The sequence below is a fragment of the Psychrobacillus sp. FJAT-21963 genome, from assembly GCF_001420585.1.
GTDB lineage: Bacteria > Bacillota > Bacilli > Bacillales_A > Planococcaceae > Psychrobacillus.
The window spans coordinates 188,912-215,329 of the sequence record NZ_LJIY01000003.1; the positions used below are offsets into that span (position 1 = coordinate 188,912).

At 36.4% G+C, this 26,418-nt stretch carries 24 protein-coding genes; 20 read left to right on the forward strand and 4 right to left on the reverse strand.

All coding sequences use genetic code 11. The features are described from left to right. Nucleotides 1–21 precede the first annotated feature (21 nt). The 7 genes from AN959_RS10550 (at nucleotide 22) to AN959_RS10580 (ending at nucleotide 4,576) form a co-directional block, all read left to right on the forward strand. Complete coding sequence (locus AN959_RS10550; RefSeq protein WP_056830618.1) at nucleotides 22–450, forward strand: GNAT family N-acetyltransferase; 429 nt, start codon at nucleotides 22–24, stop codon at nucleotides 448–450. Between the two features lie 45 nt (nucleotides 451–495). Next, nucleotides 496–1,221, forward strand: coding sequence for a class I SAM-dependent methyltransferase (locus AN959_RS10555; protein WP_056830685.1), 726 nt, complete (start codon nucleotides 496–498; stop codon nucleotides 1,219–1,221). 49 nt (nucleotides 1,222–1,270) lie between these two features. Further along, entirely contained in the window at nucleotides 1,271–1,468 is a 198-nt protein-coding gene (locus AN959_RS10560) for a hypothetical protein (protein WP_056830619.1), read from the forward strand. 23 nt (nucleotides 1,469–1,491) lie between these two features. Further along, nucleotides 1,492–1,881, forward strand: a complete 390-nt coding sequence (locus AN959_RS10565; protein ID WP_056830621.1) for a nucleoside 2-deoxyribosyltransferase — start codon at nucleotides 1,492–1,494, stop codon at nucleotides 1,879–1,881. Between the two features lie 97 nt (nucleotides 1,882–1,978). Then, nucleotides 1,979–3,217, forward strand: a complete 1,239-nt coding sequence (locus tag AN959_RS10570; protein WP_056830623.1) for a M20 family metallo-hydrolase — start codon at nucleotides 1,979–1,981, stop codon at nucleotides 3,215–3,217. A gap of 128 nt (nucleotides 3,218–3,345) precedes the next feature. After that, the gene (locus tag AN959_RS10575; protein WP_056830625.1) at nucleotides 3,346–3,942 is read left to right on the forward strand and encodes a TetR/AcrR family transcriptional regulator; all 597 of its coding nucleotides are present in this window, start codon (nucleotides 3,346–3,348) and stop codon (nucleotides 3,940–3,942) included. 115 nt (nucleotides 3,943–4,057) lie between these two features. After that, nucleotides 4,058–4,576, forward strand: coding sequence for a GNAT family N-acetyltransferase (locus AN959_RS10580; protein ID WP_056830627.1), 519 nt, complete (start codon nucleotides 4,058–4,060; stop codon nucleotides 4,574–4,576). 69 nt (nucleotides 4,577–4,645) lie between these two features. Here the strand turns inward: AN959_RS10580 and AN959_RS10585 are convergent, their stop codons facing one another. The 4 genes from AN959_RS10585 to AN959_RS10600 all read right to left on the reverse strand — a co-directional run bounded on the left by AN959_RS10585 (nucleotide 4,646) and on the right by AN959_RS10600 (nucleotide 7,804). Next, nucleotides 4,646–4,849, reverse strand: a complete 204-nt coding sequence (locus tag AN959_RS10585; RefSeq protein WP_053591869.1) for a twin-arginine translocase TatA/TatE family subunit — start codon at nucleotides 4,847–4,849, stop codon at nucleotides 4,646–4,648. 162 nt (nucleotides 4,850–5,011) lie between these two features. Continuing rightward, nucleotides 5,012–6,736, reverse strand: a complete 1,725-nt coding sequence (locus tag AN959_RS10590) for a GMC family oxidoreductase (RefSeq protein WP_056830629.1) — start codon at nucleotides 6,734–6,736, stop codon at nucleotides 5,012–5,014. Between the two features lie 29 nt (nucleotides 6,737–6,765). Continuing rightward, nucleotides 6,766–7,515 (reverse strand): gluconate 2-dehydrogenase subunit 3 family protein, encoded by a 750-nt coding sequence (locus AN959_RS10595; RefSeq protein WP_056830631.1) that lies wholly within the window; start codon nucleotides 7,513–7,515, stop codon nucleotides 6,766–6,768. 31 nt (nucleotides 7,516–7,546) lie between these two features. Continuing rightward, nucleotides 7,547–7,804 carry a hypothetical protein gene (locus AN959_RS10600; protein ID WP_056830634.1) on the reverse strand — a complete coding sequence of 86 codons (258 nt, stop codon included), beginning with the start codon at nucleotides 7,802–7,804 and terminating at the stop codon, nucleotides 7,547–7,549. Between the two features lie 364 nt (nucleotides 7,805–8,168). On the opposite strand from AN959_RS10600, the gene AN959_RS10605 reads away from it, so the two are divergent. The 13 genes from AN959_RS10605 (at nucleotide 8,169) to AN959_RS10665 (ending at nucleotide 26,386) form a co-directional block, all read left to right on the forward strand. After that, the gene (locus tag AN959_RS10605) at nucleotides 8,169–8,759 is read left to right on the forward strand and encodes a hypothetical protein (protein WP_056830688.1); all 591 of its coding nucleotides are present in this window, start codon (nucleotides 8,169–8,171) and stop codon (nucleotides 8,757–8,759) included. A gap of 81 nt (nucleotides 8,760–8,840) precedes the next feature. Then, nucleotides 8,841–10,436: a catalase gene (locus AN959_RS10610; RefSeq protein ID WP_056830636.1), complete on the forward strand. Its 1,596-nt coding sequence runs from the start codon at nucleotides 8,841–8,843 to the stop codon at nucleotides 10,434–10,436. Nucleotides 10,437–10,601: 165 nt separating this feature from the next. After that, a complete protein-coding gene (locus AN959_RS10615) occupies nucleotides 10,602–11,540 on the forward strand; it encodes a RimK family alpha-L-glutamate ligase (protein WP_056830638.1) in 939 nt (312 codons plus the stop codon). 439 nt (nucleotides 11,541–11,979) lie between these two features. Beyond that, nucleotides 11,980–13,341: an FAD-containing oxidoreductase gene (locus tag AN959_RS10620; RefSeq protein WP_056830640.1), complete on the forward strand. Its 1,362-nt coding sequence runs from the start codon at nucleotides 11,980–11,982 to the stop codon at nucleotides 13,339–13,341. A 227-nt stretch (nucleotides 13,342–13,568) separates the two neighbouring features. Then, nucleotides 13,569–14,093 (forward strand): hypothetical protein, encoded by a 525-nt coding sequence (locus AN959_RS10625; RefSeq protein WP_056830642.1) that lies wholly within the window; start codon nucleotides 13,569–13,571, stop codon nucleotides 14,091–14,093. Between the two features lie 113 nt (nucleotides 14,094–14,206). Further along, the gene (locus AN959_RS10630) at nucleotides 14,207–14,959 is read left to right on the forward strand and encodes an exodeoxyribonuclease III (protein ID WP_056830644.1); all 753 of its coding nucleotides are present in this window, start codon (nucleotides 14,207–14,209) and stop codon (nucleotides 14,957–14,959) included. A gap of 100 nt (nucleotides 14,960–15,059) precedes the next feature. Continuing rightward, nucleotides 15,060–16,340 (forward strand): aminotransferase class I/II-fold pyridoxal phosphate-dependent enzyme, encoded by a 1,281-nt coding sequence (locus AN959_RS10635; RefSeq protein WP_056830646.1) that lies wholly within the window; start codon nucleotides 15,060–15,062, stop codon nucleotides 16,338–16,340. Nucleotides 16,341–16,481: 141 nt separating this feature from the next. After that, nucleotides 16,482–18,686, forward strand: coding sequence for a PQQ-binding-like beta-propeller repeat protein (locus tag AN959_RS10640; RefSeq protein WP_056830648.1), 2,205 nt, complete (start codon nucleotides 16,482–16,484; stop codon nucleotides 18,684–18,686). A 555-nt stretch (nucleotides 18,687–19,241) separates the two neighbouring features. Then, on the forward strand, nucleotides 19,242–20,720 hold the full coding sequence (locus tag AN959_RS10645) for a nicotinate phosphoribosyltransferase (protein WP_053591879.1): 1,479 nt from the start codon (nucleotides 19,242–19,244) through the stop codon (nucleotides 20,718–20,720). Between the two features lie 6 nt (nucleotides 20,721–20,726). Further along, complete coding sequence (nadE, locus tag AN959_RS10650) at nucleotides 20,727–21,554, forward strand: ammonia-dependent NAD(+) synthetase (RefSeq protein ID WP_056830651.1); 828 nt, start codon at nucleotides 20,727–20,729, stop codon at nucleotides 21,552–21,554. Between the two features lie 478 nt (nucleotides 21,555–22,032). Continuing rightward, nucleotides 22,033–22,983 (forward strand): MoxR family ATPase, encoded by a 951-nt coding sequence (locus AN959_RS10655; RefSeq protein WP_056830652.1) that lies wholly within the window; start codon nucleotides 22,033–22,035, stop codon nucleotides 22,981–22,983. Beyond that, a complete protein-coding gene (locus tag AN959_RS10660; protein WP_371256536.1) occupies nucleotides 22,980–24,185 on the forward strand; it encodes a DUF58 domain-containing protein in 1,206 nt (401 codons plus the stop codon). Before AN959_RS10655 ends, AN959_RS10660 begins: the two co-directional genes overlap by 4 nt. Then, nucleotides 24,182–26,386, forward strand: a complete 2,205-nt coding sequence (locus AN959_RS10665; RefSeq protein ID WP_056830654.1) for a DUF4129 domain-containing transglutaminase family protein — start codon at nucleotides 24,182–24,184, stop codon at nucleotides 26,384–26,386. Before AN959_RS10660 ends, AN959_RS10665 begins: the two co-directional genes overlap by 4 nt. Nucleotides 26,387–26,418 lie beyond the last annotated feature (32 nt).

A 26,418-nucleotide genomic window follows, 5' to 3' on the forward strand; every position in this document is an offset into this window, starting at 1 on the left:
ACAGAATGGAATGGAGATTTAATGTCAGAAAATATACAAGAACTTACTTACAAAGAGCAGTGGTTAGAAGCCTTTCAAGTTATGAAACAGTTAAGAACAGAGTTGACAGAGGATACCTATCTAGAGTTACTTCAAGAAATGAAAAAAGACGGTTATACTTTGTATGCTCTATATGAGAATAATAAGATTGTATCCTTAGCTGGTTTTAGTTGGAGAACAAACTTTTATAATAAACGCCACATTTTCATTTATGATCTCGTAACAGATTACGAGCATCGTTCATTCGGGTACGGAGAGAAATTATTATATTATATACATAACTGGGCTAAGGAAAACGGAGCAGAATATGTTGCATTAGAATCAGGCATTCAACGAAATAATGCACATCGTTTTTATGAGGAAAAATTAGACTATGAAAAATGGTGTTATTCATTTAGAAAATCTTTGTAACGAAAGGAAGTAGTAACGATCGAAGCAAAAACTAAAATTTTGGACATGAATAAGGATAGTTGGGAGAAATCTGCGGAACGATTTTTCGGAAGAACAGCTCTTCCCGAATATGGGCCTTTTTCGATAAATGAGGAACAGCACGGACTATTTGGAGACATTTCAAATCAAAAGGTATTGGATATTGGGTGTGGTAGTGGTCATTCATTACAGTATATGGGTAACCGAGGAGCTAAGGAACTATGGGGATTAGATCTTTCTACAAAGCAAATAGAAACAGCAAATAAATTATTAAGTAATCAACAGGTTAAAGTAACATTATTCGAGTCTCCTATGGAGAAAAATCCAGGACTTCCTTGTGATTACTTCGATATTGCATACTCTATTTATGCATTAGGTTGGACAGTTGATTTACAGCAGACATTGAAAAATATTCATCACTACTTAAAGCCGGGTGGATTATTTATCTTTAGTTGGGAGCACCCTTTACATGATCGTTTGTCCTATGAACAGTCGTCGTTTAACTTCAATAAATCTTACATTGTAGAAGGTCCAGAATACAATGAAGCATGGCATAACGAGGTAATTATACATCATCGTAAATTAAGTACATATATAAATACACTCATTGAATGTGGTTTCACCATCGATAAGGTAATAGATGATGTTATATTCCCTGATAACAATATTTCTGATAATCCCTCCAAATGGTACTCAACGCAAAAAGCACAATTAGTGCCTGCAACGTTTATAATAAAAGCATACAAAAAGTAATTAAAGGTCTTGAGTTTATTGAAGATTGGGACTGAGGAAGGTGATAGATATGAATAGTGTTTGGTCTAGGTATAAACATTGGTTATTTTATAGCCTTGTAGTGATTGGTTTGATTATTAGTTTAACAAAATTTACATATTCAGTACAAGCTATTATAGCAACGGTTTTTGGCATAGTTGGAATTTTAGGAGTTACATATCTTACCTTTCAAATTGAAACTCAAAAACGAAAAGAAAATAAAAAATAGTAATTGTTAAAGGTTGAGTGAGAATGAAGTTTTATATTGCATCCAGTTTTCAAAATATTGAATCTGTTAAATATGTAAGTGAAGTTCTAAAAAACAAAGGTTATATTCATACATATGATTGGACTAAAAATGAAAGAGCTTTATCTATAGAAAAACTTCAAGCAATAGGACAAGAGGAGAAAAATGGTGTCATGAATGCCGACATTCTTGTGGTCTTATTACCTGCAGGAAAAGGGAGTCACATAGAATTTGGAATAGCGCTAGGACAGGGTAAAAAGGTTTTTCTATACTCACCAAACCATGATGTTAGAGACTTAGAAACAACGAGCACATTTTATCATTTGCCGGACGTAGAAATAGTGATTGGAACTATAGACGAATTAATTGATGTTATCTTTTCGAGTAACGTCTAGTTAATCTACTAGATATAGTCATATTCTTTAGTGGTGTGACATCTTTTATCTAACTACTAGCAGTAACTGTTGGTTAATAACGAAAGGGGATTGTTGTATGGATAGTAAAATGAGATACGAGCTACTATTTAACAATATTAACCAATATAACACCGGGGATACGGGTATCACAAGAATTGCTTATACGAATGAAGAGCAAACTTGTACACACGCATTTATGCGTATGTGTATGGCGGAGCAGTTAGATATTAGAATGGATCCATGTGGAAATGTTATTGCAAGAAGGCAAGGTAAAATAGACGGACTTCCACCTGTCGTCATGGGTTCTCATTTGGATACTGTGTATCAAGGTGGAAAATATGATGGGGTAGTTGGAGTCACAGCTGCACTTGAAGTAATTAGACGGTTAAATGAAAAAGAAATTATTACCGATCATCCAATTGAGATAATTTCTTTTGCTTGTGAAGAATCTGCTCGTTTTGGTGTTTCGACAGTAGGCAGTAAAGCAATCGCTGGCCAATTTGATAAAGATAGATATCGAAATATAAAGGACAAAGATGGCATTACGATGGAAAAGGCATTTGCACTATGTGCGCTAGATTTTAATGCAGTTGATCAAGCAAGCAGGAAAAACGAACAGTTTAAAGCATTTTTTGAGTTGCATATTGAGCAAGGACCAGTGCTAATAAATACTGGTAAGAAAATTGGTATTGTTACAGGGATAGCAGCACCTGTGCGACTTCATGTGAAAATAAAGGGAACTGCTTCGCATTCAGGAACTACACCTATGAGTATGAGAAAAGATGCCCTTCTTGGGGCATCTGAAATTTCGTTAGCCCTTGAAAAAGCCGCAAAAAGCGAAGAGACATATGGTACTGTTGCAACGATCGGAGTAATGAATGTTCATAACGGCGCTATGAATGTAGTGCCCGGGGATGTGGAAATTAAAATTGACATACGGTCTACTTCCGTAGATTCAAGACAGAGAGTGCTTACTCATTTAGAGGAGACGATTAAAACAGTAAAACAAAATAGACAGTTGGATATTGAAAGCATTGAGATTAGTTCAGAAGACCCTGTGCTTCTATCAGAGGAAATAAATGATGTCCTGCGTAATATTTGTGAAGAGAAGAATTTCTCCAACCAAATAATGCAAAGTGGTGCTGGGCATGATGCAATGAACATGGCGAAGTTATGTCCGACAGGCCTAATCTTTATCCCATCTTTAGATGGACTTAGTCATCATCCAAATGAGTACACACCCATAGATGATATTATGATCGGCATCGATTTGTTGGAAGAAGTGATTCTTCATTATTCCAAAAGTGAAAAATAAATGCCAAAGGAAATTAGATTTTCCTTGGTATTTTTTATTCCATTAGTCGCATCTTACTCCAGTTTTATTGAATAATTATGATAGATAATTTATCCTATAGTATGAATTGGTTCGATAGGGGGGGTTCTATGAATTCGGAAAACCATAAAACCGGGGATAGAAGAATTAGAAGAACGAAAAGTATCTTTAAGACGCATTTTATCCGTTTAGTGAGAGAAAAAGGGTATAAAAATGTAACAGTAACAGATATAGTGGAACGTGCAGATTATAATAGAAGTACATTTTACTTGTATTTTAAAGATAAAGAGGATTTGGCTGAAGAATTAGTAACAGAAATATTAGATGAATTAAATAAAGCATTTCGACGTCCCTTTGAAGATACAATGATTGTGGATTATAAACTTATTTTGCCTACATCGAATGCTTTTTTTCAACATATATATGAGCAAAAATATTTCTATGGTCTTTTAAAAATGGAGGATACAATCCCAGGGCTTCAAGAGAAATTTTTAAACAAATTTAAAGAAATATTTCATGCAATTACCTATATAAACAATGAAAACAAAGAAATAAAATTGGATCATTTTAATACGTATAAGATGTACGGATCTTATGGCGTTATATTAGAATGGATTGAGGGTGGTTGCGTAAAATCACCAGAAGAAATAGCGGATAATCTTTTAGAAATATTTAAGACAAAAGAAGTTTTGTTTAAGTTTAAATAAATATATAAAAAGTACATGTTGCATGTATCCAAGGAGGGATTATGCATTTTTTTATTGAACTAATAAATATGTGTTTTCTGATGAAGCTTTTAATACGTGCTGAGGAGGGGGATAAATGGATAATTTCATACTGAGTACTGAAAGATTAGTATTGAGGAAAATGAATAGAGATGATATGGAGAGTCTATTGAAAATATTCGCAGACCATGAAGCAATGAAATATTATCCATCCACGAAAAACGAAAAGCAGACGATTGATTGGATTGAATGGACAATAAATAATTATGCAAAGCACGGAGTAGGACTCTGGGTAGTAGAGGATAGAGTATCTGGGGAGTTTCTTGGACAATGTGGAATTGTTCCTCAAGAAATAGATGGAATAGTTGAAATGGAGATTGGTTATCTGTTTGTTAGACGTTTCTGGGGAACTGGATATGCCACCGAAGCTGCATTAGCTTGCAAAAATTATGGATTCGAACAAATGGGATTACGGAAGATGGTTTCATTAATTGATGTAAATAATCTTCCATCAATTAAAGTTGCTGAACGAATCGGTATGAAAGTAGAAAAGACTGTTCATAAATGGGATAAAGATGTATTTGTTTACTCTGTATCCAATCATCAAGAAGACTAAGCTTGTTCCCTTTGTTATTTTCTAAAATACAAAACCAGCTATTCATAAAAATAGCTGGTTTTAGTATAATCATTTTTTCTCTATTTGAGTTTCTTTCGCTTCTAACTTGTTATCATCTTTTTCTTCATCATTTATAATATCTCGAGTAGAAGTTTTAAATTCTTTTAATGTTTGTCCAACAGCTCTACCTAATTGAGGTAACTTCGACGGACCAAAGATGACAAGAGCTATAATCAAAACGAGTATTAAACCCGGTATCCCTATATTTGGCATGGAATTTCCTCCTTCTATAAATGGAATCCCTTTTAATATAACATACTTAGTAAGAAAAATGAGAAAGAGAGTCTCTCCAACCATTATGGTAAAGGATGTAACTTCTATTTGCAACAAAATCTATTCAGAAAAACGTTGACTAATTCTGATAGAGAATTGTATTTATTTTGCAGTATTTAATTCACCTCCACCGTTTTTCAAGAACTGAATAATTCCTTCAGAAGCACGATAAGTAAGCGCTGCTACTGTTGGTGTTGGGTTTGTAGGTCCAAAGTGAGGAAAAGCGGAAGCTCCACAAACGAACAAGTTATCTACATCCCACATTTGTAAGTAGTTATTGACTGCAGAGTTTTCAGGACTGTCACCCATAATGACACCTCCAGCATCATGTTGGAAAGTAAATCGTCCTCCGAAGTGCTCGGCCATTGGAATTGTATCGATAATGTCAGCACCCATTTCTTTCACTACTTCAGCGCATTTTTCCACTAAAAATTCATTTCTTTTATGATCGTGCTCTGTGTAATCGAAAGTTACACGAATTAATGGATCCCCATTGTCATCTTTGTAGGTTGGATCCAAATCGAGATAATGATTTTTATGAGGCAAGATTGCTCTTTGAGAAACGACCATTAAATTTCGGTAATAATAGTGTAAGGAATTCTTTTTGAACTCCTTCCCCCACATTGGCGTACCCATTGGAACTGGATTATTTGCAATAGGTTCGTTGCCCATTAAGTGCATTTCAATTTGTCCGCCATGGATGAAGTCTACATTGTTATGGTCAAAATTGTCTGCATTGAAGTCGTTGTATGCAGATCCAAGTGAACCAGTACCGATGTAACTATTGAATTTCTTCTCTTCAAAATAACCAATTGCCCCAGTAATTGTATGGTGATCGGTATAGTTTTTACCGATTATACCCTCACCTGTTTTTGGGTTATAAGGTTTTCCGATGCCAGACAACAATAATAATCGTACATTATTAAAAATATAGCTTGTTAAAACAACAACATCTGCTGGTTGTTCAAATTCTTCACCAGTTCGAGTGTCTTTGTATAAAACCCCAATTGCTTTTTTTCCGTCATATAAAACACGTGTTACTAAAGCATTTGTTCTAAGCTCAAAGTTACCAGTTTTTTTCGCAGTTGGAATCACTGTTACGATTGGGTCAGCCTTTGCTCCATATTCACAGCCGTAGTTACCGCAGAATGCACAGTATTGACATGCATTTAATGTTTCCCCATCTGGATTTGTATATGCTTCTGAAACGTTAGCTGTTGGTACAACAAATGGATGGTAGCCAAGCTTTTCTGCTGCTTCATGGAACATTTTCATTTGAGTTAATTTTTTTAATGGTGGTGTAGGGTAATCGATTGAACGTGGTCCCGCAAGTGGATCTACTTCGCCAGAAATACCAGCCATCTGTTCGAACTTTGAATAATATGGTTCAATTTCGTCATATGTAAGTCCCCAGTCTTGGATTGTTACCCCATCAGGAATTTTGCTTTCTCCATATTTCTCTATAGTTTTACTACGTATTTCAAAGTCGTACGGGAAATAACGATACGTTTGTCCACCCCAGTGTGCACCACCACCGCCAGTACCAGTACCAACTACAAATGCATTTTCGTCACGAACTGGCTTAGCAACTTCATCTAATTTATTTCGAAAAGTAATCGTATCTTTCGTTAATTTTTGCATTAATTCTTTATGAATATTATATTTTAGTTCATCGTGTCCATGTAAATAATCTTCGATTGTTCTTTCTACACCACGTTCTAAACCGACTACTTTGTAGCCAGCTTTTGTTAGTTCAGCAGCAATGATACCACCTGTCCAACCCATACCTGTTGTAACTACGTCAACTTTAGGTAATTTTGTAACCATCACAATAGCCTCCTAGTAATAACTAATTATTAATGTTGCTTATGTCCACCTAAACTAATAGGATCTATTAAAACAAATTCATCTTTATCCAAATAAGCTGTATAAGACATTTGTGCACCAGGAAATTCTTTCATTTTCCAACCAGCCATGTTTTTATTACCTCCATATAGAGGATCTGCAAAACAACCTTGTAACGTAAGAGTTCTAAGTAAACCGAAGAACGCAGCTGAATTGACTAGCTCCATTTCTACTTTTCCTGCTTCAAAGGATGTTAAAATAGCAATTTGTTGTTCTTCTGTTAAATCTTTAAAAACTGTACCGTCATGCTCTTTTTTTGCAACTTCATTTAGTTTTCGTACGCCTTGTAACATAATCTCACTCTTATCTAGAGCGATTTCCCCTTTTTGAAAAGGACCTTTTCTATAATCGTCTGCATTACTTCCCCAAGGACTAGCTAATTGTTTATCGATAAAGAAAGGTGCACCTAGTGAAATGGCACCTGGACCATGTTCATCTTCGGGGTAAATAATTTCGGTAGCAGCACTAAGTGCCTCAAAATCCTTTTGACGTACGAAAAACTGACGAGTTTCACTATAATCGACAGTTGCATGACTAGCTCCATCAACTGCTTTCGTTATATTCTCGGGTTTTCCTGCAACGAGGCTTCCAATAGCCCCCCCTAGTACAAGTCCACCGACTGTTAATCCAGAATTCTTTATGAATTTTCGTCTGGAAGAACGCTTATCTAAAATAGAACTTTTCTTTTCTTGTTCTGACATAATTTAATCCTCTTAATATAAATTGAGCTTATTAGTGTATAATTGCGTGCCAATTATAAACTAATGAAAATAAACCAGTACACACTAGTAAAGATGCAAGAAAGTATGTATATTTTTTCCCTGTCCAACAAAGGACAATGATGAATAGCCCAATCCCGAATCCTATTAATGCAAACCAAGGAAACTCGGTATGATAGAAATAAAGAAAAAGGGCAAAATCAGCTACTAAAAATAAAGCGAAGAACACTTGATTTAGTAGGGATAATTCTTCTCTGTTATATTGAGTCACATTACTTCTCCTTTACATATAAATCGAAACAATGAAAGTTTAACAATATTGTGACAAAGCAACAATCATTAAAATGATACATAATGACTACTCACTCGACATTATCGTTAGGACTGTTGTATAGAATGTGAATTTAAAATATTCAAATAGATAATAGGAATTACATATGAAATAAATATAATTTTTAGTCGTGAGACCTAAAAGGGTGTGATACTATTGTTTCGTGTTAGGACATGTTAAAAGATATACGTCTCGAGACGTATTTTCTTTCCTTCTCAAGCCCGTTTGGAAAAAATTGCGAATGATGGATGATTAGAATAGAAGATTCGGGGGCAAAATGTTTCCTGTGAACGGGGTGAGGGAAATGAAGAAGAACATTTACATTATGTTAAGTAATACGGGTACTTTGTTTTCAAAGGCTATAGGTGTATATACAAGAAAAGAAATGAATCATACATCTATTGCTTTTGATGAAGAGCTATATGAAATGTATAGTTTTGGTAGGAAAAATAAAAACAATCCTTTTAACGGAGGATTTGTTAAAGAGGAAGCTACAAATGGACTATTTAAGCATGCGACATGTGCGATTTATAAATGCCAGGTGACCACCCAAGAATTTAATCGAATGCAAAATAAAATCCGTCAAATGGAACGACAAAAAGAGCTTTATAAATATAATTTAATTGGATTATTTGGTGTGGCGATGCAACTAAAATTGGAACGAGAGCATGCCTTTTTCTGCTCACAATTTGTTGCAACTATTTTGAGTGAGTGTGAATCTACAAAATTACATGTTCCTCCTTGCTTAGTTCAACCTCATCATTTTGAACAACTTTCCAGCTTAGAACTTATATATAAAGGAAAACTACAAACGTATGTATCTAGCAAAAGAGGGATGGAAGAGTCACTACAAGTTAATACATGGGATAAGTATGCGTTTTTCATGCAACATTAATCTTTAATGGGAATATTTACTTCAAAATCGGGAAAGTATATAGAAGTATGAAAATCTATATAACTTTAAGGAGGATGAAGTGTGGAAAAAGATCAATCTAACTTGGAAACGAATATTGAGGAAGAGGATACGCTAACGAATAGACAAGGGCATCCAATTACCAACAACCAAAACATTAGAACAGTAGGTAATAGAGGCCCAGCAACCCTTGAAAATTATGATTTCATTGAAAAGATTAGTCATTTTGATAGAGAGCGTATTCCAGAGCGTGTCGTACATGCTCGGGGAGCTGGAGCCCATGGCTACTTTGAGGCTTACGGTAAAGTTGGTGAGGAAGAAATTTCAACATATACTCGTGCTAAGTTATTTCAAGAAAAAGGGAAACAAACGCCCGTTTTCGTTCGATTTTCATCCGTGATTCATGGCGGGCATTCTCCAGAAACATTACGAGATCCTCGTGGATTTGCTGTAAAATTCTACACAGAAGATGGTAACTGGGATTTGGTTGGAAACAATTTAAAGATTTTCTTTATTCGCGATGCGATGAAGTTTCCTGATATGATTCACGCCTTTAAGCCAGACCCAGTTACAAATATCCAAGATTCAGAGCGCTTCTTTGATTTTTGTGCCAGTTCACCGGAATCATTTCATATGGTAACGTTTGTTTATTCTCCATGGGGAATTCCTGCAAATTATCGTATGATGCAAGGCTCGGGGGTAAATACTTACAAATGGGTGAATAAGGAAGGTAAAGCAGTCCTTATTAAATACCATTGGGAGCCAAAGCAAGGAATTCGGAATTTGACTCAAAAAGAAGCTGAAGAGATTCAAGCAAAAAACTTTAATCACGCGACACAGGATTTATATGATGCGATTGAAAAAGGGGATTTTCCTGAGTGGGAGCTTCTCGTGCAAATAATGAGTGATGATGACCATCCTGAATTGGACTTTGATCCGCTGGATGATACAAAGCTTTGGCCAGAGGATCAATTTCCTTGGAAGGCTGTAGGGAAAATGGTCTTGAATAGAAATCCAGAAGACTATTTTAATGAAGTCGAGCAAGCGGCTTTTGGAACAGGTGTATTAGTAGATGGACTCGATTTTTCTGATGATAAAATGCTTCAAGGAAGAACTTTTTCTTATTCCGATACACAAAGACATCGTGTAGGAGCGAATTATTTACAATTACCAATCAATGCACCAAAAAAACGTGTAGCAACCAATCAAAGTGGAGGTCAAATGTCTTACAAACGGGACATGGGTACATTCCAAAATCCTCATATCAATTATGAGCCATCTATTTTAGATGGATTGCAAGAAGCAGAGCAAATTGGTGAAGAACATACACCGATGATTAAAGGAAATTTAGTACGTCAATCGATAGATCGTCAAAGCAACACTAAGCAAGCAGGAGAAACTTACCGTAGATTCGAGGAATGGGAAAGAGCAGAACTTATTTCCAATCTCGTGAATGATCTTGCTAGCTGTGATAAAAGAATACAAGAAAGAATGATTGCTCTTGCAGAAGAAGCTGATAAAGATTATGGACATCATCTAAGAGAAGGTTTAAAGAAAGCACCAAAAGGTGGGTCAACCAACAAACCACTTGGCAATATTGATGGAGATGAAGCACCAGAACAGGCAATTCAGAAGAGTAACGAAGCAGAGCCATATTAATTAAGACAGCCTCGCTTTCTAAGAATTAGAAAGCGAGGCTTTTTTTAAGAATTTACAAATTGACTTTATAGGAATGAAATAGTATAAATACTATAAGTTTAATAGGTATTATTTTAATGAGAATTTTTTCAGAGGTACTATCCTAAATAAGGAGGAGCTAATACTATGTCAAAAATATATATTATCCATGAAAATGATGAGTGGACTGTTCATTTAACGAAACGATTAGAAGAATTGAATCTTCCTTATGAATCTTGGCATCTTGATAAAGGAATTGTAGATTTAACTTCGGAACCTCCACAAGGTGTATTTTACAATAGAATGAGTGCTTCTTCTCATACAAGAGGACATCGGTATGCACCTGAGTTGGCAGGGGGAGTGCTTGCTTGGCTAGAGTTCCATGGACGACCTGTATTTAATGGAACAAAGGCATTAAATTTAGAGTTGAGTAAAATCAATCAGTACACTGCTCTTGAAGCAAGTGGCATTAAAACACCTAAAACGATTGCTGCAGTAGGAGCAGAACAAATTATTTTAGCTGCACAAAAACTTGGGAAAATGCCATTTATCATAAAGCATAATCGTGCTGGTAAAGGACTAGGTGTTCAACTATTTCAAACGATTGAAGCTTTAGAAGCGTATGTGAATGGTCCATTGTTTGAAGAACCAGTGGATGGAATCACGTTAATTCAAGAGTATATCCAATCACCAGAATCCTATATTACAAGAGCAGAGTTTATTGGCGGAAAATATGTATATGCTGTGAGAGTAGATACCTCGGAAGGATTTGAACTATGTCCCGCAGATTCTTGCCAAATTGGAGATGCATTCTGTCCTGGAGAAGAACCAGCAATGAAGTTTGAGATTAAAGAGGATATAGATGCTTCTTGGATTGAGCGATATGAATCATTTCTCCAAGTAAATAAAATTGATGTGGCAGGAATAGAGTTTATACAAGATGCAAATGGCGAGGTTTATACGTACGATGTGAACACCAATACTAATTACAATGCAGATGCAGAAGCAAAAAAACAGAAATATGGAATGTTGGAACTTGCTAAATTTTTAGGGAAAGCGTTAGAAAATACAAAAGTTAATGCTTGATGTTATATACGGACTACTTTCGTAAATTGGAAGTAGTCTTTTTTAATTGATCTTATAAAACACGAAGTATCTCAGGAAATCTCGGGAGAATCTCAGGAAATCTCGGGAGAATCTCAGAAAATCTCGGGAGAATCTCAGAAAATCTCGGGAGAATCTCAGAAAATCTCGGGAGAATCTCAGAAAATCTGGAGTGTCTCAGAAAATCTCGGGATTATCTCAGAAAATCCCGGGAGTATCTCAGAAAATCCCGGGAGTATCTCAGAAAATCTCGGAGTGTCTCAGAAAATCTCGGGTGTATCTCAGAAAATCTCGGAGTATCTCAGAAATTCCCGGGAGTATCTCAGAAAACCCGCGAGTATCTCAAGAATCGCCTACTGAAATGAGCTTTTTCGTTTAAAGGACTTTTAAAGAGGAAACAGATAGGGTAGGAGGTTTTAATTTGAAAAATTATGATGCAGTTATAATTGGATTTGGTAAAGGTGGAAAAACACTTGCTTCTGAGCTTGCAAAGCATGGGAAGAAGGTTGCGGTTATTGAAAAGTCTTCTAAAATGTATGGAGGCACATGCATTAACATTGCTTGTATCCCAACTAAATCACTCGTTCATTCAGCGGACAAAAGAAAATATTCTGAAACACCGAAAGAACAGTTTTACAAAAATGCTATTGCTAAAAAAGATGAGTTAACTTCTTTATTACGAAATAAAAATTTTCAACTATTAGATGATCAAGAAAATATTACAGTGATAACAGGTGAAGCGATTTTCTTAAACGATGAAAAAATTCAAGTGAAGACTTCGGAGGAACAACTTGAAATAACAGCTGAGCAGTTCTTTATTAATACTGGTGCCACACCAATTATCCCAAAAATAGATGGACTAGAAAATGCAAATTTTATATATGATTCCACAACCCTTCAAGAGCGTGAGGAGCTTCCAGAAAAACTAATTATTATTGGCGGGGGCTATATTGGATTAGAATTTGCTGTCATGTATGCAAACTTCGGTTCTGAGGTAACGGTTATCGATGGGAATAAGGATTTTCTACCGAAGGAAGACCGTGACATCGCACAGGAAGCATTGAAAGTAATGCAGGAAAAAAATATTAAAATTATCTCCAATAGCAATGTAGAATCTGTAGAAAATCAGGATGATGGAGTAATTGTTACTTACAAAGAAAGTAACAAAAGCAATTCAGTATTTGGAAATGCAATTTTACTTGCGACAGGAAGAAAGCCGAATACAGAAGCATTAGGGCTTGAGAATACTACAATTAAAGTCAACGATCGTGGAGCAATCGTCGTGGATGATTCGCTTAAAACTACCGCAAATAATAGTTGGGCTTTAGGCGATGTAAATGGAGGACCACAATTTACATATATTTCGTTAGACGATTTTCGAATTGTAAAAAACGAGTTATTTGGTGACGGGTCCTATACGAAAAAAGAACGAAATAACATCCCTTATTCTGTTTTCATTGAACCTGTATTATCTCATGTAGGTCTTAATGAAAACATGGCAAAGGAAAAGGGGATAGACTATAAAGTTGTGAGTATGCCCGCAGCGGGAATACCAAGGGCTCGTATTGTTGAACAGACAAATGGATTGTTAAAGGCGCTTATCGATCCCGAAACAAACGAGATTTTAGGATGTACATTATTTTGTGAAGAGTCCAGTGAAATGATTAATATTGTAAAAGTAGCAATGGATGCAAAGCTTCCTTACACTTTTTTACGAGAAACGGTTTTTACACACCCAACTATGAGTGAATCGCTTAATGATTTGTTTTTGAAAGTGGAATAACGAGTATGCATTGACTCCCTATCTAACTTCTATAAAATAGAATTATAAAGGGAGTGTTTTGAGATGAGTTTACTTGCTTTCGGTGCTATTTCATTAGTTATCTTATTCGGATTGTTTGTACTAGCGATTGCAATTTTTGTTTTATTAAGAATGTCAAAAAAGTAAAAAAGGGTGAACCACTATGCGATGGTTCATCCTTTAGTAATTAGTGACAAGGAGAAAACCAAATGAGGCATATTTGCATAATTGGTGGTACAGGAATGCTGGCGGAAGTTACAAAGTGGTATGCGGAAAACGACTGTATTGTTTCCGTGGTTGCGAGAAATGAAGAAAAACTAAATCGAATGAAATTTTCTTGTTCAAAGCCAGATAATATTAAAGAAATTTTAGTAGATTACTGTGATTCCAATACATTGCAAAAATTATTGAAAAATAACATCCACAAATACGGCCGATATACAGAGTTAGTAATTTGGCTGCATGAAGATGGATTAGCTTCACTTGAAACTATATATAGATTGTTAGATGACCAAAGTAGCATTTGGCACATAATAGGAAGTCAACGCGATGCACAACAATTTCGAACGCAATATCAACCATCCACAAAGATTGGTTATCATCTTATTCAATTAGGATTTCAAAGAGAAAATAATAGGAAAAGATGGTTAACGAATAATGAAATAGCGAATGGAGTTATCCAGTCGATTCAATCAGGACGTTCTTATAATTTAATTGGGGAGCTGTCGACTTAATAGGGTCGACAATTTTACATACTTACTAAGGTAACAGTATAATTGAAAATGGTTTAATATAGACAGAGTGACCTGGTCAATGGATCGGGTTTTTATTTTTGGAGGAAATAGGAATGAAATTAGTTTCTTGGAATGTGAATGGAATAAGAGCCTGTGTGCAAAAAGGATTTTTAGATTATTTTTATGAAGTGAATGCGGATATTTTTTGTATACAGGAGACGAAGCTGCAGTTAGGACAAATTGATTTGCAGTTAGATGGATACGAACAGTATTGGAATTATGCAATGAAAAAAGGGTACTCGGGAACAGCGGTATTTACCAAAATTAAACCACTTTCCGTAAGATATGGAGTGGGGGATTTTGAGTCGGAGGATGAAGGTAGAATTATTACACTAGAGTTTGAGGACTTCTTCTTAGTAAATGTCTATACTCCAAATGCGAAGCGCGATTTAACGAGACTGGCTTATCGTTTAGAGTGGGAAGACGAAATGCGAGCCTATTTGATACAACTGGATTCGCTAAAACCTGTCATCATGTGCGGGGATTTAAATGTAGCGCATGAGGATATAGATTTAAAAAATGCTAAATCTAATAGAGGAAATTCAGGGTTCACTTTAGAAGAACGTGGTAAAATGACGGATTTACTTGCCGAGGGCTTCTTAGATACTTTCCGTTATTTTTATCCGAATCAAGAAGGTGCTTATTCGTGGTGGTCATACATGAATAAAGTAAGAGAGCGTAATATTGGCTGGAGGATTGATTATTTTATTGCTTCTAAAGGATTGGAGCCAAGATTAAAGAGTGCATCCATCGATGCTCACACACTTGGCAGTGATCACTGTCCTGTTCTTTTAGAAATTGACTAGCTTAGATGAGAAATATTCAATATATTACGAGAAAGGGTATAATACTTTAGTTAAATAGAGTACAATATTTTTAAATAAAATATTCTGGAGGTTCCTATAGATGAATGCTTTAGCCGTACAATTAAACGAGAAAATGCAAAAAGAAAATCCTGCAATTTATGAAATGTTATCTGACTTAGGGAAGAACTTATATTACCCAAAAGGTATTTTAAGTCAAAGTGCGGAAGCTGGAAAAAAAGCGCATCGCTTTAATGCAACAATCGGGATAGCTACGGAAAATGGAGAACCAATGCATTTTCGTCATATACAAGGGAAGCTAGATTATAACCCTAAAGATATATATCCTTATGCACCACCACAAGGTAAAGAGGCACTTCGTTCACTTTGGAAAGAAAAGCTATTAGTAGACAATCCATCTATGAAAGACAAATCTATTGGTACACCGATTGTGACGAGTGCTCTTACTCATGGTCTAAGTATTGCAGCTGATTTGTTTATGGATGCTGGTGATGTACTTATTACACCAGAACAATATTGGGGAAACTATAATACCGTTTTTCAAATTAGAAGAGGTGGCAGTGTAGAAACATTTCCATTGTTCAATGAGAATGGTGGTTTCCATGTGGAAGCTTTCCGTGAGACGGTTGCTAAACAAAAGGAAAAAGCAATTGTGCTATTGAACTTTCCAAATAATCCAACTGGCTATACACCTTCCATTGAAGATGCAAAAGCAATTGTTCAAGTATTAAAAGATGTTGCTGAAACAGGGACAAAATTAGTCGTTCTATTAGATGATGCATATTTTGGATTGTTCTATGAAGATTCGATTAAAGAATCACTATTTGGTTTATTAGCTGGAATTCATTCGAATATTTTACCAGTAAAAATTGATGGTGCAACAAAAGAAAATTATGTTTGGGGATTCCGCGTAGGATTTATTACGTATGCTGCTACTCCAGATGTATTGGATGCGCTAGAACAAAAAACAAAAGGAATCATTCGAGGAACAGTTTCAAGTGGTTCTCATATTTCTCAAACGATTCTTTTGGAATCACTTCAATCAGAAGAATTTTTAAAAGAAAAAGAAGAGAAGTTCCAAATCATGCAAGGAAGAGCGGTTAAAACAAAACAAGTACTTGCGAACGAAAAGTTTGCACCTTATTGGACGTACTATCCATTTAACTCTGGCTACTTCATGTGCTTGAAATTAAACAATCTTGATGCTGAAACGTTAAGACTTCATTTGTTGGAACAGTATGGAGTAGGTGTCATTGCAAGTAATAAAACCGATATTCGTGTTGCATTTTCATGTGTAGAGGAATCAGATATCGAAGAATTATTTGATTTAATCTATGCAGGATGCGAAGACCTAACTAAATAAGAAACGACATATATATATAACTGCTCATGAGTTCAATCTCATGGGCAGTTTTTTTATTTATAGTATGAAAGCGATAACATTTATCTTGAACTTGAAACATAAACTATTGAATAGGATTTTAATAGATTAAGGGGGAAAGAGATGCGAAGCAGAGGGTTATCAGTATGGGCACAAATCTTTATAGGTTCATTAATTGTTTTTGTAGTTTTATTAATGATATATCTAGTAGCAGCTTATGAAAACTTGGATAAAGAGAACGAAGAAGCTCCGTATGTCGGCATAACAGTAAAAGAAGAACCAGAGAAAGAAGAACCAGAGAAAGAAACCAAAGTTGCGCCAAGTCCATCTAATCCAGATATAAAAGTGGATTATGCTTCAACAGAATGGACGACGCATGGTGGGGATTACTTTAATAGACGTTATTCCACATTGAATCAGATTACAACAGAAAATATTGGCGATTTAAAACCTACCTGGGTAAGTAGTTTAGGTGGATCTGGTGCAGAGGGAAAATATTCAGGTGAAGCAACTCCGTTAGTAGTGGATGGAGTGATGTATATAGCGACTGGGGCTAATGACGTTTTCGCTATAGACGCAAAAACAGGAGAACAAGTCTGGGTATATAAACCAGATATCCCACAAGAGATGGATACAGTATGTTGCGGATGGACAACACGAGGTGTTGCGGTTGGTGATGGCAAAGTATACGTGGGATTGTTAGATGCTCGTTTAATCGCTCTCGATCAAAAAACAGGTGAACTTCTATGGGAAACAGTAGTAGCAGAGTGGGAAGAGGGTTATACAATTACAAGTGCACCACTCTATTATAATGGTAAAGTCTACACAGGCGTTTCTGGTGGAGAGTATGGAATTCGAGGACGTGTGATGGCATATGATGCTGATTTAGGATTTGAAGTTTGGCGATTTTATACAATTCCAGGACCAGGGGATATTGATGGGGATACGTGGCCATCTGATAATGATGCTTGGCTAACTGGAGGAGGACCAGTATGGAATACACCAGCAGTAGATCCGGAGCTTGGTTATATTTATTTTGCAACTGGAAATACAGGGCCTGACTTAGATGGTAGTAGCCGTGAAGGGGATAACTTATACGCAAATTCTATCGTAGCAGTGAACGCAGAAAATGGAGATTATATATGGCATTTCCAAGAAGTACATCATGATATTTGGGATATGGATCCTACTAACCCAGTTATTTTATTTGATGTAGAAATGAATGGAGAAATGCGTAAAGGTCTTGGGCAAGCGGGTAAAACTGGTTGGGTATATTTATTAGACCGTCAAGATGGAACACCTTTAGTAGGGATTGAAGAAAAACCAGTTCCACAAGATGAACGTCAAAAAACAGCAGCCACTCAACCGTTTCCAGTCGGAGATGCATTTGTCCCACAAGGTGTAACGGAAGAAGATGTAAAAAACGATTTAGACCCAGCATTTACAGGTCAAATTGGAAGTATCTTCACTCCGTTTTGGGATGTGCCAATTACACTTAAACCTGGACCATTTGGAGGAGCGAACTGGCCACCATCCGCCTACAATCCTGATACCGAGTATTTTTATGTATTAGGTAATGATCACTACATGTCATTCGAAAGAAGTGAATTAAGTGAGTTTAAGGAAGGTGACGCGTATTTTGGTAGCGTTTTTGGACCTGTTCAAAATGCACCGACAAGAGGGACAGTTACTGCAATCGACGTAAAAACAAATAAAATAGCATGGCAACAAAAATGGGATGCTCTAGCCTATAGCGGTGTGTTAACAACTGCTGGAAATCTTGTGTTTGTAGGTCATAATGATGGTCGTTTAATCGCTTTTGAGGCTAAAACTGGCGAACAAGTGTGGGAATATATGATGGATGCAGGTGCAAATGCGCCGTCTATTACGTATGAAATTGATGGGGAGCAATATATCACCATTTATGCCGCAGGAAACGCCCTTGCAGGTTCAAAACATGGGGATAAAATCTATACATTTAAATTAGGTGGAACTTTACCTGAAGGGCAAGTAATTGATGCATCCGTTAAAATTTCTGATTCGGCAAAAGTTGATACAACGGAAGGTGAAACAGTGAGTGCAAATCCTGATAAAGGAATATCTGTTTATGATGCCAACTGTTTAGCGTGTCATGGTAACCAAGGGGCAAATGGCCACAATGGTCCTAATCTACAAAATAGTAAAGTTGCCGAAAGTAAAGAGCAAGTCATAGAACGACTAACGAATGGTGGAGTATCCATGCCATCATTCAAGGATACATTGACTGCGGAAGAGATGGAAGCAGTTGCAGATTATGTGGTATCTGTAATATCTCCGCAGGGCAACTGATGTAAAAAATAAAATTGTTCAGGAGTTTTCTCTCCTGAACTTTTTTATTTACTTTAACTTCTCTTCGACTTACTTAAAATCAGTCATAAAATATGACTCAGATTGAAGATAAAACGCATTTAGCTAAGTGTTTCTCGTTCATTGTGTTCATTTTGTTTCATCATTTTCTATTACCTCAAGATTATTCTTCCTGAGTATATAGAGATAATAAGGTAGCATTTTATTGGTTTGGAGGAGCGTCCGCTCGACTCCTGCGGGAAAAGCGAGACAGACGAGACCCCGCATGAAACGCTAGGGAGGAAGGAAGGCTAAGGCCGCCTCTTCCTGAGGCAACGCCTTCATGACCAAAATCGTGTTGGCCTGAGGAGGCTCGGCGCTCGCCCGCGGAAAGAGAGCGGTAAGCTTCGGAAAACCTGATCTATTCTATATAAATAAACTCGAGTTTGTCTACAGCCTGAGTCATCAAATGATGACTGGTTTTATAATGCTTAAATATCCAAGAATAAGGGTAAATAGTGTATACTGAGTTCATATGTTATGGAGAAGGGGATATTCATGAATAAAAATTATCCAGACGACGGTTTAGCATTACATACTGATTTATATCAAATTAATATGGCCGAATCTTATTGGGCAGATAATATGCATGAAAGGAAAGCGGTGTTTGAACTATTCTTTCGGAAGCTACCATTTGGTAATGGGTATGCAATTTTTGCTGGATTAGAGAGATGTCTTGATTATTTGCGTGACTTTCATTTTACAGAAAGTGATTTAGCTTATTTAAAAGATGAACTTGGATATAGAGATGATTTTATCGAATATTTACGTACGCTTCGATTTACGGGAGATGTATATTCAATGGTAGAAGGAGAACTTGTTTTTCCGAATGAGCCAATTATGCGCATAGAATCTTCTTTAGCAGAGGCACAGCTAGTGGAAACTGCCCTGTTGAATATTGTTAATTACCAAACGTTAATTGCAACAAAAGGATCACGAATCAAACAAGTGGTAAAAGATGAACTCGCAATGGAATTTGGTTCTAGAAGAGCACAAGAAATGGATGCTGCAATTTGGGGAACTCGTGCTGCTTATATAGGCGGAATTGAGTCGACCAGTAATGTTCGTGCGGGAAAAATGTTCGGTATTCCGGTCTCTGGCACACACGCTCATTCACTCGTGCAAGCTTATAAAAGTGAATATGAAGCTTTCCATTCATATGCAAAACGCCATAAAGATTGTGTTTTCTTAGTGGACACTTATAATACACTGAAAACCGGTGTTCCTACTGCTATAAAAGTAGCAAAAGAGCTTGGAGATAAAATTAATTTTATCGGGATTCGTCTAGATTCTGGGGATATCTCCTTCCTTTCAAAAGAAGCTAGGAAAATGCTCGATCAAGCTGGATTTACAGATACTAAAATTATTGTATCTAATGATTTAGATGAATATACAATTTTAAATTTAAAAGCACAAGGCGCAAAAGTGGATAGCTGGGGTATTGGGACGAAACTAATCACAGCATATGATCAGCCTGCGTTAGGAGCTGTTTATAAAATCGTATCTATTGAAGATGAAGATGGAGTCATGCAAGATACGATAAAAATTTCCTCTACTACAGAAAAAGTAACAACTCCAGGTCAAAAGAAGCTATATCGAATTATTGATAAAGAAAATGGTAAAGCAGAAGGCGATTATATTGCAATGCATGATGAGGACCCGACACATGAGAAACGATTAAAGATGTTCCACCCGGTTCACACATTTGTATCAAAGTTTGTAACAAACTTTGAAGCAAAGGATTTACATGTAAAAGTAATTGAAAATGGCCAAGTAATTTATGACATTCCTGAGTTGAATGATGTTCGCAAATATGCTCATGAGAATTTGGATTTGCTATGGGATGAGTATAAACGTTCTCTAAACCCTGAGGAATACCCAGTCGATTTAAGTCAGAAGTGCTGGGATAATAAAATGCGTAATATTCAAGAAGTTAAAGAAATGGAACATAATTTTATTTTGCAAAATGGAGGTTGATTTAAAATGACTAAAATGCAACATGAGATTATTGAAGCTTTAAAGGTTAAGCCGAGCATTAATGTAGAAGAGGAAATTCGAACAAGTATTGACTTTATGAAAGATTATTTAAAGAAGCATCCGTTTTTAAAAAGTATGGTATTAGGTATTTCAGGAGGACAAGATTCTACACTAGTCGGAAAGCTTGCACAGCTTGCGGTCAATGAGTTGAACGAAGAAGCGGGAGAAGATAAATATTCTTTTATCGCGGTTAGTTTGCCATTTGGTGTGCAGTTTGATGAAGCAGAGCGTCAAGATGCACTAGACTTTATTCAACCATCTAAGCGCATCACAATAAATATTAAAGACGCCGTAGAAGCAAGTGCACGTGCGCTTGCAGAAGCGGGAGTAACCCTTTCAGATTTCGCGAAGGGGAATGAAAAAGCAAGAGAACGAATGAAAGCACAATATTCAATTGCTGCAATGTACAGTGGTATTGTGTTAGGTACAGACCATGCAGCAGAGGCGGTCACTGGTTTTTATACAAAATATGGTGACGGTGGGGTAGATTTAACACCTATTTTCCGTTTGAATAAAAGACAAGGAAGACAACTGCTGAAGCATTTAGGCTGTCCTGAACATTTATATTTAAAAGTGCCGACAGCTGACTTAGAAGAAAATAGACCCGCTATTCCTGATGAAGTCGCTTTAGGAGTTTCTTATGAAGAAATCGATGATTATTTAGAGGGTAAAGAAGTATCAAAAGAAGCATCAGATGTTATTGAAGGTTATTATAAGCGTTCTATGCATAAACGATATATGCCAATTACTGTTTTTGATGATTTTTGGAAGTAATAAATGAAGGGGCTGTCCAATAAGTCCCAAAATAAAGCAGATGGAGAAAAAAACTCGTTTTTCTCCATCTGCTTTTGTGTTTCCATCTAATAATATTGATTGAGTGAAGTAGTTGATTGGAGTGAAAGGCGGCGACTCCTGCGGGAAAGCGAGACAGTCCGAGACCCCGCACGCAGCGCTAGAGAGGAAGGAAGGCTAAGGCCGCCTCTTCCTGAGGCAACGCCTTCATGACCAACATCGTGTTGGCCCGAGGAGGCTCGGCGCTCGCCCGCGGAAAGCGTCCGGAAGTCCATTGAATTTTTTAATAAAAGCGACAAAGAACGTGGCGGCCCTTAAAAGTCACTTTTTATGACATTCAGGACAGCCCCTTTCCATTTTTCAATTCTATTTGTATTATTTTGTAATTTTAGGTATGCTAATTATATATTTTATTAATTTTCGAACTAATCTATCAATAGAAGACTCTGGGGGAAATCAGATGAATGATCAATTGCAGATTCAAGATATTATTATAAATATAGAAAAGGTTATGATTGGGAAAAAGAATATTGCAGAATTAGCTGTAGTTGCTTTACTGGCAGATGGACATATCTTACTGGAAGATGTGCCTGGGGTAGGGAAAACGATGATGGTGCGAGCACTTGCAAAATCAATTGGTGCTGAATTTAAACGAATCCAATTTACACCGGATCTCTTGCCCTCAGATGTTGTTGGAGTGTCTATATATAATCCAAAGGAAATGGAATTCGAATTTAGACCAGGTCCAATATTAGGCAATATCGTGTTGGCAGATGAAATAAATAGAACTTCCCCAAAAACTCAGTCTGCACTTCTTGAAGGAATGGAGGAAGCTTCTGTTACGATTGATGGAATTACAATGCCGATACCGAAACCATTTTTCGTAATGGCAACGCAAAATCCAATTGAGCATGAAGGTACTTATCCACTTCCAGAAGCACAGTTAGATCGCTTTCTTATGAAGTTGAAGATGGGCTATCCACATCCAAGTGAAGAAATAGAAGTATTAAATAGATTAGAGAAAAGAATGCCCATTGATGAGCTAAATTCTGTTGTTTCTTTGGATGAATTGATTGGTCTTCAAAAGAAGGTGAAAAACGTCAAAGTGGATGACACGATGAAGGGGTACATTGTTGATTTGGCTAGCCGAACGAGAGAGGATACATATATTTATCTTGGTGTCAGTCCAAGGGGTTCTATTGCTTTAATGAGAGCATCTCAAGCTTTTGCGATGCTTAAAGGGAGAGATTATGTTATTCCAGATGATATACAATATTTAGCTCCATTTGTATTTTGTCACCGTATCATATTAAGACCTGAAGCTCGCTATGATGGTATTTCTACAGAAGAGGTACTTTCTCGTATTATTAAAAAAACTCCAGTACCTATTAAGAGGAAAGTAAGTCAATGATGAGAGGCTTAAGGCAACTAAAGAAGCTAAAAGGTGTTATTAGTATATTCATCCTTCTAGTTGCTAGTTTTGTTTACGCTATGTTCCAAGGAGGATTTGTTAGTTGGTTCCTTTTTTATCTAGTCATACCTCTTTCTATCTACTCTTTGCTTTTATTTATTTATCCAATTTCTAAAATAAAAGTAGAAAGAAAGATTGAAACAAGAGAGATATATAGTGGTGGGAAGTTCTCGGCCACGATTCTGGTTAAAAGAAGCAATCGTTTTCCACTAATGTACACATCGTTTGAGGAAAAGGTTAGTGACAGTTTGCAACAGTCAACATCTTGGAAGCAAATCACATTTTGGGGAATGAAAAAAGAATATAAGTGGACGTATGAAATAGAACAAATACCGAGAGGTGAGCATGAACTTGAAGGAGTAATCATTCGGGTAAGTGATTTATTTGGTTGGGAAAAAAAAGAGGTTTTTATTCCTAATAAGAAAACAATTTTAGTTTTTCCTAACTTAACGGATATGGTGTATATTCCTATAGAATCGAGATATGATCAAGGAGCGGCAGCATCGAGAATTCAAACAATGAAAGATACTTCTATGGCTACTGGGGTGCGATCGTATCAGCCTGGAGATCGTGTTTCATGGATTCATTGGAAATCGTTTGCTCGAACACAAACTCTAAAGACGAAAGAATTTGAGGATCGGCAATCGCAGGATTTGTTTGTACTAATGGATCGAAGCCCCTCTGTATTATTTGAAGATATTGTAGATTTGACAGCATCTATCATGCAAGCGATTGTTCGAAGTCAGGCATCTAGTGCGTTCCTTTCAATTGGAGACTCTCGATTTCATGTTCCTACCGTTCAAGGTGAGGAGCAGCTTCATAGGGTGCTGTATCATCTGACGAAGGTTCAAGCTGACTTGAAGAAGCCAATAGAGCAAATGATCTTAAATGATTTATCAATTGGACAAGCAACTTCTCTTTTATATATAACGAGCAATCTGACATATGAATGGATAGATAGTATTCAAAAAACAGCAAGTAATTTACGCGTTTGTACTTGCTTTCTAGTAAAAGATAAAGAGCTTAAGTTAAAACGAGAAGAGAGTTCATTGCATCAATACGCTGCTAGCAGGGGAATTGCCGTTCAAGTTATTACAAAGGATCGATTTGCACAAGCGTTTTTGGAGGTGAATCGTTCATGAATGAAAGACCACAAACTTCATTTTTATCCTTTGTTATTTACTTTTTTGTATTCATACTACTAGTTGAATGGCTGAAACCAGTAATAGAGTTAACTGATACGGATCATTTGAAATTGTTTAGTGTATTTTTAGCTATATCTTTTTTATTTTACTTCGTGAAATTAAATTGGAAATTTACCATTCCGATTAAAATACTATTTATTAGTTGGGTACTTGTTGCTATTCATACGGACCTATCCTTTTTCTCTAGCGATTCGATGTCTTATTTAGTTAATACTTTACAGGAAAATGTGAAGTTCTTAATCTTTCAGCAATGGCAGGAAGTGACGGACTCTTTCCGTACGTTATTATTTTTTATCCTTTTGTGGATGACAACCTATTTATTGAATTATTGGATTCGTGTAAGGAAAAATATACTGTTATTTTTTGTATTAACGGTATTATTTATTACTATTCTTGATACGTTTACACCATATAACGGTGAAAAAGGTATTATTGTTGTATTAATAAGTGGATTCATTATTAGTGGCTTGTTATATGCTCAAAAAGTGATGACTGAAAATAAAGTACAAGCCTCAAGTAAATTTCTCTTTTCCATAATAGTTTCTCTTTTTGGATTAATGGCAATTAGTGGAGTCATCGCATATGTTTTGCCAAAAGCTGGACCAAGTTGGCCTGACCCAGTACCATTTTTAACTTCATCTAATCCTTTGACAGAAGGAGAGGGTAGTGGAAAAGGGGGGAGTGTTACTCGGAAAGTAGGTTATGGTGAAAACGATGAAAAGTTAGGCGGAGCTTTTCTAAGTGATGATACTCCAGTGTTTAATGCAACTGTTCCAAGAAAACAGTATTGGAAAATTGAAACGAAGGATACGTATACTTCTAAAGGTTGGATACAATCAGAGGGCGAACCTCAGATTACTAGTTATGAGGTAGGTACACCAATCATTTTGGACATTCCACCCGGAGTCGAGGAAAACAACTCATCCGCTAGACTTGAAATGAACCCAACATTTAATTTTGAATTTATCATGCAACCCTATGGATTAACGAATGTAAACGCAGAAGAACCCGTCACGCTTTCTCTCGATGGAGCCAACCAAAAGATAACAAGCTATAGCAACGGAAATTTAGCTCCTCTTGTTCGTTATGACCTTTCATATAGTGAACCTGTTTATAGCTTGAAGGCTCTTCGAGGACAGACGGAGGAAAGCTTGAATGGCTTAACAAGTGATTTTGATCGATATTTGCAATTACCAGATACGCTTCCTTCTAGAGTTAGAGATTTGGCTGTTTCTATAACAGAAAACAATAACAGCTTATACGACAAAGCTAAATCCATTGAACGATATTTTAGTAGAAATGATTTTCGATACGATCAGATGTTAGCAGCAATTCCTACGGGAGATACAGATTATGTAGATCAGTTTTTATTTGAAACAAAGATAGGGTATTGTGATAATTTTTCTACATCGATGGTCGTAATGTTAAGGTCACTTGGTATACCTGCAAGATGGGTTAAAGGTTTTACTGCTGGTGAAATTATTGGTAATAATAATGGTGTACCAGTGTATGAAATAACAAATAACAATGCACATTCCTGGGTTGAAGCGTATTTTCCAGAGGTAGGTTGGATGCTTTTTGAACCGACTATCGGCTTTTCGAATAGTCCTGATATAGATTATGATTTGGATATTAGTACTAGTGAAGAAGACACACCAGTTCCTCCTTCAGAACAAAAGCCCGAACAGGAAGAGAATGAAAAGGAAAAGAAAGAAGTTTCCAAAGGCTTTACGGAATTGATGCAAGATGGACTGAAATGGATTTCTGAAAGAAAGGCGCTTATTTTCTGGTCATTGCTAGGGTTTTTAATTTTGAGTTTACTAGCATATCAGTACAGAAGAAAATGGATTTCCAAAGTGCTCATACCTGTTTATCGTATACGAAAGAATGATTGGGATACATTCGAAAAAATGTACCATCAATTATTGAAACAACTCAGTTCTTATGGACTCGATAAAGACCAAGGGCAAACGCTGACCGACTATGCTAAGAAGATCGATACATACTTCGGAGGTAGTCACATGAAGAGGCTAACCCAAACGTATGAAAGAGGTTTTTATGGGGATAATCGTAATGAAATCGATTATACTTTAATGAGAGAAAGTTGGGAAAATTTAATCAATCAGTTAAGCGGTTGATTTTAGGCTCTACAACCTGTAAACTGAAGTCA